Source organism: uncultured Albimonas sp. (assembly GCF_963977235.1).
Classification (GTDB): domain Bacteria; phylum Pseudomonadota; class Alphaproteobacteria; order Rhodobacterales; family Rhodobacteraceae; genus Albimonas.
Genome location: NZ_CAXBOD010000138.1, coordinates 1 through 2,721, shown reverse-complemented (window position 1 = coordinate 2,721; position 2,721 = coordinate 1). Strand labels below are relative to the sequence as shown.

Below are 2,721 nucleotides of genomic sequence, written 5' to 3'. Positions count from 1 at the left end.
GGGCCTCGCGCTCGCGGCTCAGGCGCATGCGGCTTGATCCCGCGGCGGGAGGGAGGCTAGAGACGCCTTTCGGACCGGACCTCGCGCAGGGGCCGGCCGGACGGGTGGTACCGGACGCACGGGTGGAAGGAGAGACGCATGGCCGCGAGCGACGATCGGCTGCTGGTGAGCACGGAGTGGCTGGCCGAGCATCTCGATGCGCCCGACGTGCGCGTGCTGGACGCCTCATGGTGGCTGCCCGCCGCGGGCCGCGACGCGAAGGCCGAGTACGCGCAGGCCCATATCCCCGGCGCCCAGTTCTTCGACATCGACGAGATCTCCGACACCCGCTCGGAGCTGCCCCACATGGCGCCCCCGCAGGAGAAGTTCGTCTCCCGCGTGCGGGCGATGGGCATCGGCGACGCGCACCGGGTGGTGGTCTACGACGCGGCCGGCCTGTTCTCGGCCGCGCGGGTGTGGTGGCTGTTCCGCCTCTACGGACACCATGACGTGGCGGTGCTGGACGGCGGTCTGCCGAGGTGGGTGGCCGAGGGACGCCCGACCGAGGACATGGCCCCCCTGCCGCGCGACCGTCACTTCGTCGCCCGGCGCAACGCGATGCTGGTCAAGGACGTGACCCAGGTCGCCGCGGCGCTGAAGCTGGGCCGCGAGCAGATCGTGGACGCCCGCTCGGCCCCCCGTTTCGCGGGCGAACAGCCCGAGCCGCGTCCCGGCCTGCGCGCCGGCCACATCCCCGGCGCGCGCAACGTGCCCTACGATACCCTGCTGAACGCCGACGGCACGATGAAGGAGCCCGAGGCCCTGCGCGCGGTCTTCGAGGCGGCGGGCGTGGATCTCTCGCGCCCGGTGATCTCGTCCTGCGGCTCGGGCGTGACGGCCTGCGTGCTGGACCTGGCGCTCGAGCGGATCGGCCATCGCCAGCACGCGGTCTACGACGGCTCCTGGGCCGAGTGGGGGGCCTATCCCGACCTCGCGATCGAGACCGGGCCGGCGCGATGAGCAATGCAGGCGGCATCACGGGCCGCGCGGGCGACCGGGTGTCGGTCGCGATCACCTGGCTGGAGATGGCCCGCCGGCCGGAGGGCGCGCATGTCCCCCTGCCGATGAACGCTCCCGTGGCGCTGGTGCGCGCCAAGGCGCCGCCGGCGGCCTATTTCCTCTACCTCTACCGCCTGGTCGGCGAAGCGTGGGAGTGGACCGACCGCCTCGACGACGACCCCGAGACGCTCGGCCGCGAGCTGGCGCGCGAGGACATGGGCCTGCACACCCTGATGTGGGAAGGCTGGCCCGCAGGGTTCTTCCTGCTCGACTGGCGCCAGGCCGGGGTCTGCGACCTCGGCTATTTCGGCCTGTGCGAGGCGACCCGGGGGCGGGGCCTCGCGCGCTGGCTGCTGGGCGAGGCGGTGCACGCCGGCTGGTCGCGGCCGGGCGTCGAGAAGATGACCGTGAACACCTGCGCGCTCGATCACGTATCGGCGCTGCCGCTCTACCAGCGGGCCGGGTTCTCGCCGGTGCGCCGGACCGAGGTCGAGCGCACCCTGACCCGCGACATCGACTGAGCCCGAGGCGCCGCGTCGGGCGGGGCGCCTGTCGGAGGCGTTCGGCTCGCGGCGCGTTGCAGGCGCGGGCGCATGTGGGCGCCGTTTCCCGGGGGCGGCCGCCCGAGGGGCATTGGCGTCGCGGCGCGGGTTTCCGCTGACTCGCGAGACGGCCGGCAGGGCCGGCCTCCGGCACGCGGGCGCCGAGTCGGGCGCGCTCCCCGGCCAGGCCCGCCTGCGGTCGGCCGCATCGGACCGGCGCCCGGACCCGAGTCGTCGCCTTTCTCACTGGCCAGACACCGGGTTTCGTCGCGGCCCGCGACGTCGGGCGGCCCGAGCGCTGCGCCGCGGTTGCGACTCATAAATTAATGTTCCCGTTTCGTGCGGCGTTGGCCAGGACCCCACCCCTAGGGCGTCCGCGATCGTCAACGACTAAATCTAGCGAGATTGCAGAAAAACAGGGTTGTCGAGTCGGACGGAATTCACGATCTTGGGCTCAGCAGGACGGCCCCGCCTAGATGTGGTGGTCTCCACCGGAGGGGCCGAGGCCCCGCTACCGAAACAACCAGATACTGGGCGCCGCAAGCGCGCCCCTGCCGCGCGGAGGGGTTCGCGCGGCCTCGAACATAAGCGTCTAAACGCGCCTCGCCAAAGAGGCGGAAGAGGGACAGACCAATGCAGATCGACCGCCGTTTCACCGAAGCTGGCGCCTCTCCCTACGAGGCCTTCGAGTTCCGCAAGGCCACCTCGGAGATCCGCAATCCGAACGGCTCGATCGTCTTCCAGCTGAAGGACATCGACGTCCCGGCCGCCTGGTCGCAGGTGGCCGCCGACGTGCTGGCGCAGAAGTATTTCCGCAAGGCCGGCGTGCCCGCGCGCCTGAAGAAGGTCGCCGAAGAAGGCGTGCCCGAGTTCCTGTGGCGCTCGGTCCCCGACGAGGCCGCGCTGAAGAAGCTGTCGCGCGACAAGCGCTATGGCGGCGAGATGAAGGCCCAGCAGGTGTTCGACCGGCTGGCCGGCGCCTGGGCCTATTGGGGCTGGAAGGGCGGCTACTTCACCTCCGAGGCCGACGCCCAGACCTATTACGACGAGATGCGCCACATGCTGTGCGCGCAGATGGCCGCGCCGAACTCGCCGCAGTGGTTCAACACCGGCCTGCACTGGGCCTATGGCATCGACGGCC

General features: G+C 71.7%; 2 protein-coding genes and 1 pseudogene. All 3 read left to right on the top strand.

Translation table 11 applies throughout. The features are described 5' to 3' along the window. Positions 1–138 precede the first annotated feature (138 nt). Entirely contained in the window at positions 139–999 is an 861-nt protein-coding gene (sseA, locus tag AAC134_RS23735; RefSeq protein WP_339952273.1) for a 3-mercaptopyruvate sulfurtransferase, read from the top strand. Further along, a complete protein-coding gene (locus AAC134_RS23730; protein ID WP_339952271.1) occupies positions 996–1,559 on the top strand; it encodes a GNAT family N-acetyltransferase in 564 nt (187 codons plus the stop codon). The genes sseA and AAC134_RS23730 overlap by 4 nt, the downstream gene beginning before the upstream one ends. Before the next feature lie 654 nt (positions 1,560–2,213). Beyond that, positions 2,214–2,721, top strand: a pseudogene (locus tag AAC134_RS23725) (vitamin B12-dependent ribonucleotide reductase); the annotation flags it as partial.

What these genes read in the sequence shown, in the direction of transcription:
- sseA (WP_339952273.1), top strand. Translation starts at nt 139, where the DNA reads ATGGCCGCGAGCGACGATCGGCTGCTGGTGAGCACGGAGTGGCTGGCC.
- AAC134_RS23730 (WP_339952271.1), top strand. Translation starts at nt 996, where the DNA reads ATGAGCAATGCAGGCGGCATCACGGGCCGCGCGGGCGACCGGGTGTCG.